This is a genomic window from Aquiflexum sp. (assembly GCF_977115555.1).
Window position 1 is genome coordinate 1 of record NZ_CDSBKL010000229.1, and the last position, 6582, is coordinate 6582.

Below are 6582 nucleotides of genomic sequence, written 5' to 3' on the forward strand. Positions count from 1 at the left end.
ATAGATTCCCCAATGTTTTTTTGGGTTAATGAATTGATCTCAATAAATACCTCTTTTTACATTTTGAAAAAAAATAAAAATACCTCTTTAATCTAAGCCCTCTGTGGATAAATAAAAACCTACTAAAGAGCCCCTCTGTGCTCTCTGTGCACTCGGTGGTAAATAAACCTACTCCCCAAAGTACTCTACAAAATTCCTAGGGGTTTCGTAGAGCGTGAGTTTGTACAATTTACCCTGAGGGACGATTTTGTTGACGGCAGGCTCGAGGATTTTCCAAAATTCCATGACAAGGTTTTCGCAGCTTGCCATTTTGCCCTGCATGAAATCCACATCTACATTGAGGTTTTTATGGTCAACTTTATCTATTACCAATGTCCTAATCAGCGTACTCAATTGCTTCAGGTCCACCACAAAGCCTGTTTCGGGATCAGGGAGACCCTTTACAGTCACGATAAGTTCAAAATTATGTCCGTGCCAGTTTATATTGGCGCAAGGCCCAAAAACCGCTGTGTTCTTTTCTTCAGACCAATTGGGATTCCAAAGCTTATGGGCTGCGTTGAAATGTTCTTTTCTACAAACGTGTACCATCCTCGAATTCTAATGAGGTGCAAAAATACATAAAAAGTATAAGGATAGACAAATCAAATCAGGATTGAAAAAAGAAACCCGTTCCAATGGAAAGGGTTTAGGCAGGATCATGAATAATTTAATAATTGAATAAGCCTAATTACATCTGATCTTTCTTTTAAATCCAGGGAATAATCTTTGATCAGCTGGACAACTTTGGGAGTATCACTTGTAAAGGTCTCTTCCAAGTATTTTGATTTGGTTTTGACCATTCTTGCTTCACCTTCTTTAAAAATGTATAGTTGGTCTAACGTTTGAAATGCTTTGGCTTTTTGGGAACCATATGCAGCATTGACATCATCTCCCATGGTTTTGAAATGGTGGCTGATAAGGGTGTACTCCCCATCTACCAATATTTCAACAAAAACGTTTGACCCAACTTTGGGAATTTCATAACCTGATTTGAACAGCCTAGGTTTCGAACTTGTATTTAGGATAAACCCAGAAATCTTCCCTGGATGATAGGCGATTAATTGTCCATCCATCTTGAGCTCCAAGGTATTGTCATAGGCATTAAAGGCAATGATCAGGTTGGCAGCTGTATCTCTTTCTGAAAAAAGGATGCTTCCTTCCTCAAAATCCAATAAATACGCTGAACCTTTAATTTCTAAATAGGGATTAGACGTGACAGGCCTTCCTCCGGAATTTTCGTCTCTCAAAAGTTTTAACTGTGCCTTGGCAGGATTTATAAACCCTGTCAAAAGCAGAATCATGGCAATCCTTAAACTAAATTTCATCATTTTCGAATGTAAAAAAAAGGCTGGTTACCCAGCCTTTTTTAATCTTTAATTTAAATTAAATATTTTAAGCGTCAGGTGCAGCAGGTCTTGTGATCCTGATTTGCACTCTCTTGTAATTTTCACTTGGAGCAATTTGCTCGTTACCTGTCAATTCAAGCAATAGGTCAACAGATCCGCCTATCGCTCCTGTGTTTGGAATGGTTACCACGGCATTTGCAGTACTTGAATTGGCCGGGATAACAAGCGTACCGGATACAGAGAAGTCTGTACCAGGAACTGCAGTAGTTCCGTCGGGCACTACAGTGAAATTGATTGTCTCATCTGCAGCTCTCTGTGCACCTACCAAATTAACTTGAAGGTTAACAGTACCTACAGTGTTTGCAACTGTTATCCTTGGATAAGCAGGATTTGATGTTCCAGCTAGAGGAGACCTCACCACTGCATCTTGGAATTCTACGACTGCGCCTGTCCAAGTTGGATAGTTTTGCTCAATGCAGGATGAGAAAGCCAATACCAAGGTGAATGATAATAATGCTAATATTTTTTTCATGGTCAATTCAATTTAGTAGCCTCTATTTTGATTCAGGTTAGGATTACCATCAACTTCCCTTTGAGGGATTGGAGGAAGGATTTTGAAATCATCGAACGCCAAGTTTACAACTGGGGTAGTTTTCACAATATCCTTTCCATATCTTTTTAAGTCAAAGAACCTATGTCCTTCGAAAGCAAACTCCTTGAATCTCTCCAAAAGGATTTCATCCAAAAGGGCCTGACCTGAAAGTGATACTGGAGGTAAACCTCTCAAAGCTTTGAAGGCATTCAACTCAGTAAGCGCATCAGCACTTCCTAAGTGGTAATTGGCTTCAGCCCTATTAAGGTGCATTTCAGATTTTCTGATTACGGGAATGTTATCTCCATATGCAAACCCACTTTTGGAAGCAAATTTGATACATTCAATCTGACGACCGGCGCCTCTAATTGAGTTTCCGGTGGTATACAAGAAACCTCTGATATCATCATTTCTAGTTACATCCCAGTTATCATTGTTGTTTGCCGGATTACCTATTTGAAGTGGAGTCAATCCAAAGAATCCTCTGACAGTTGAATTGGGGATAAAATCACCCCAACCGCCTTGAGAATTTTTGCTGGAACTCAGATTAAGAATGGTAGTATAAGTTGATTGAATGGATACGTTCACACCATTAGATTCTGCTGCAATAGCAAATCTCACCTCAAACATAGATTCCGGATTTACATCATTTCTCCAGCCGTTTACATAAGCATTTCCAGCCAACACAGTCCCTACGTTACTTGCGAGAGCAGTAGTAGATTCAGCTACTGATTTTGCCCAGTCACCTCTGTAAAGAGCAACCCTTGAAAGCAATGCAGATGCTGCACCTGAAGAAGCAAATTGGGTACCTCTAGAAGTTAACAATGTTTTGGCAGCTTCTAGATCTGTATAAATCTGAGCATATACCTGATCGATTGTAGCCCTAGGAGACTGACGGTTCAAAGCTGCATCTGAAGTAATTACACCTTCAGTTTCCAAAGGAATACCACCTTGATCTGTAACACCTGGCGTATAGATAGCTGTAGGAATATAAGAATAAACCTTCACCAAATCGAAATAATAAAGAGCCCTCAAGAATTTCGCTTCTCCTTCCCATCTTGCCAACTGTGCAGCGGATGCACCTTCTACGGTAGGAAGGGCATCTATAATCAGGTTAGCCTGATTGATGGCATTGTAGCTGTTTTGCCAAAAGCCTGCTGTAAAGTGCGCGTTGGGTTGGTTGTTATTCTCTCCAATAAGACGTCCAGAATTTGAAGTAGTCTGACCTACGTCAGCCAAAGCATCTGCCATACCCAATAAATCCCTACCATAATTTGTAGTGGACCTCAAATTGGAATAGACAGAATTGAGTGCTGCACTTACACCATCCGGGGTAGTTAAAGCCCCGTTGGCATCAATTGATTGTCTTGGATCAACTTTCAATAAATCATCACAAGAAGTCATAAAGACAGAACCTGCAAGGACAAAGGATAAGACAACTTTATTTATAAATTTCATATTTTTCATTTCCTTTAAGATGTTTAGAATCCGATTTGAACACCTACGGTATAGTTTTTAGTCAAAGGAATCTGACCTGTACCTGCACCGACAAACTCAGGATCATATCCCGGATAGTCTGCATAAGTCCAAAGGTTCAATCCCTGTGCATAAATTCTTGCTCTTGTCAATCCAAGATTTCTGATCAGAGTTGGGCTGAAGTTATAGGCAACTGTCAGTTGTGTCAATCTGATAAAATCTGCTTTCAACAAATTAGCAGAACCCGTTCCTCGTGATGCTCCCCTTACTTCGTTACCTGCATTGGTAGTAAGATTTCTAGGGATATCTGTGATTTGTCCAGGAGTAGTCCACCTTCTGTCATTGACTTCCCTTAGGGCATTCAATGTCAAACGCGTACCATTTTCTCTCAAGAAGTTGTATTGACCATCTGATACGACTGCACCATATTCATATGTGAAGAAAGCAGTCAATTCGAATCCTTTGAAAGTGAAAGTATTGTTCATTCCACCAAATGTAGTAGCAAGGTTAGATCCTTGGTATTGCCTGTCAGCTGCCAAAGGTAAATAAGTAATGTTGCCATTAATATCGTACCACATAGGTCTACCTGTTGCAGGATTGACCCCTGCATAAGTTGCCAAGAAGAAAGAACCAGGTGCAGCTACACCGTCATTTGCAGGATTACCTACAGGCTGGCCAACTGCAAGTCCTGGATTGGCAGGAAGGAATTCTAACCCATCATATAGACTTACAATCTGGTTTTTGATATGTGTAAAGTTGAATGAAGTATTCCATCTGAAACCACCTTTGTCAATGTTGATGGTAGTAACCTCGAATTCAATTCCTTTATTTTGTAATTCACCGACATTGTTAGCAATAGTTCCAAAACCGTTGGTCCAAAGTATCGGTTGATCCAAAAGAAGGTCTTTGGTTCTTCTGTCAAATACATCCAAGGAACCTGTAATTCTGTTGCTTAAGAAACCATAGTCCAAACCTACGTTGAAGGTTACATTTGACTCCCAACCTAAGTCGAGGTTAGCTAGAGAAGACGGGAAGATACCTGCCTGACCGGCATAGTTTCCACCACCTCCATATAGACCTCTTGCAGCAAAATTGCCGATTTGGTCATTTCCTGTTTTACCATAAGATGCTCTCAATTTCAAATCAGAGACTGCCTCACTGTTTTTAAGGAAACTTTCTTCTACGATATTCCAACCCAATCTGATGGAAGGGAACAAACCGTATCTGTTATTTTCACCAAATCTTGATGAACCATCATATCTGGCAGTTACAGTTGCTAAATACTTCTTTTTATAATCATAGCTTGCTGATAGGAAAGCACCTGCTCTTTTGTAGCCTGTCCAGAATCCTGAAACAGATTCAGGAGTTGCAGCAGAGTTGATTGTTCTAAATTGGAAAGTAGGAAATCCAATACCCGCACCTGAAAGTCCTTCTCTTGTCTCAGAAACATATTCAAGACCGAAGATTCCAGATACATTATGAACATTACCGAAAGTTTTGTTCCAATTCAAAGTTTGTGTAGTGATAAATCTTGTTCTCCAGTCTGACTGGTTAGAGCTTCTTCCGACTACTCCTGCGCCATCGGGAGTCCTCGGATCTCTGTAAGATTCTCCTTGCAGCAACCTGTAATCCAAACCAAACAAGGATCTGAATACCAGATTATCAAGAATTTTATAATTTCCTACTATGTTACCTACTACTGTATTGGTTCTTTGTAAACCAGAATTGTAATCATTCACCAATACAATATTTTGTCCCAATACACCACCTAATGAAGTATTGTAACTGCCATCTTCATTATAAATAGGATTGTGAGGTAACACTGCTGAGGCAGAGAATGCAGGGCTTCCCAAAAATGCACCGCCAACTGCAAAAGGAATGTTCTGTTGGAAAGTAGAAAGGTTGATGCTTGTCTCAAGATTTAATCTTTCATTTGCCTGGTGAGATAATGCCACCCTTACAGTTCCTCTTTCAAAATCCACAGGTTTGAATGAAGATTCTTGATAGTTATATGATCCTGAAAGGAAGAAGGTAGTTTTGTCATCACCACCAGAAACAGAAAGTTCATAATTCTGAAGTCTGCCCGTTCCCATTACTTCTTTTTGCCAATCATAGGTAGGAAGAGCCTGGCCGATTGCCTCTAATTCGGCAGGAGTCAATGATTGCCAATTTGACGGCAATCTAGCCATGTTATTCAAAGCATTTGCTTCAGGAAGGGTATTACCGGAATTCTGAAAAGCCTCTCTTCTCATTTCATACCACTCTGCTCCACCTAGCACATCCAGATATTTCATTGGCTGAGTAGCACCACCAAATGCATTGAATTCGAATCTTGCTTTTCCTTGCTTACCTCTTTTTGTAGTGATTATCACCACACCATTGGCAGCCTGAGAACCGTAAATCGCTGCCGAAGCCGCATCTTTCAGAATTTCCATTGATTCGATGTCATTGGGATTCAAGAAAGCAAGTGGGTTAGACTGTGTAAAAGATGCGTTGGATTGGTTGTTCAGCTGAACACCATCAACAATAAACAACGGCTCATTACCGGCGTTGATCGAGCCGACACCACGGATACGGATATTTACCGCACCACCTGGAAGACCGTTAGCAGATCTAACCTGTACACCTGCTGCTCTACCTTGCAATGCCCTATCAAAAGACTGCAATGGTAAATTTTGGATCAATTCACCTTTTACGGAAGACACGGCACCAGTAACTTCCCTTTTAGGAGTGGTTCCATAACCTGTTACAATCACTTCTCCCAAACTTTCGATGTCGGGTTGCAATTCAACCACTATTTGAGACCTGTTACCGATTGAAACCTCTTGGTTTGTAAATCCGGTAAAACTGAATACCAAGACATTGCTGCCATCTGGTACATTGAGTGAAAACCTACCATCCAAATCGGTGGCTGCACCGATTGTAGTACCTTTCACCACGACTGATGCACCTGGTAACGGAAGACGATCCTCGCCGGATGTCACCGTTCCAGTCACTACTCGACCCTGCGCAAATGCTGCTGCACCTACGAAAAGAAGCATTAGTCCTAGAAGTAAAACTTTCTTCATATTTTAATTTTTTGGTTTAACGATTAGCCAATTTTATCCATTAACCTCTGATAATCCAAAA

The 6582-nt window shown here is 40.6% G+C and carries 5 protein-coding genes; all 5 read right to left on the reverse strand.

What is annotated here, in order from left to right:
• Nucleotides 1-168: 168 nt before the first annotated feature.
• The 5 genes from ACZFYI_RS13400 to ACZFYI_RS13420 all read right to left on the reverse strand — a co-directional run bounded on the left by ACZFYI_RS13400 (nt 169) and on the right by ACZFYI_RS13420 (nt 6521).
• Nucleotides 169-588, reverse strand: coding sequence for a 6-pyruvoyl trahydropterin synthase family protein (locus ACZFYI_RS13400; protein WP_462524634.1), 420 nt, complete (start codon nt 586-588; stop codon nt 169-171).
• Nucleotides 589-695: 107 nt separating this feature from the next.
• Entirely contained in the window at nt 696-1364 is a 669-nt protein-coding gene (locus ACZFYI_RS13405; protein WP_462524635.1) for a hypothetical protein, read from the reverse strand.
• Between the two features lie 67 nt (nt 1365-1431).
• Nucleotides 1432-1917, reverse strand: coding sequence for a DUF4843 domain-containing protein (locus tag ACZFYI_RS13410; RefSeq protein ID WP_462524636.1), 486 nt, complete (start codon nt 1915-1917; stop codon nt 1432-1434).
• A 12-nt stretch (nt 1918-1929) separates the two neighbouring features.
• The gene (locus tag ACZFYI_RS13415) at nt 1930-3435 is read right to left on the reverse strand and encodes a RagB/SusD family nutrient uptake outer membrane protein (RefSeq protein WP_462524637.1); all 1506 of its coding nucleotides are present in this window, start codon (nt 3433-3435) and stop codon (nt 1930-1932) included.
• A 23-nt stretch (nt 3436-3458) separates the two neighbouring features.
• A complete protein-coding gene (locus ACZFYI_RS13420) occupies nt 3459-6521 on the reverse strand; it encodes a SusC/RagA family TonB-linked outer membrane protein (RefSeq protein WP_462524638.1) in 3063 nt (1020 codons plus the stop codon).
• Between the last annotated feature and the right edge of the window lie 61 nt (nt 6522-6582).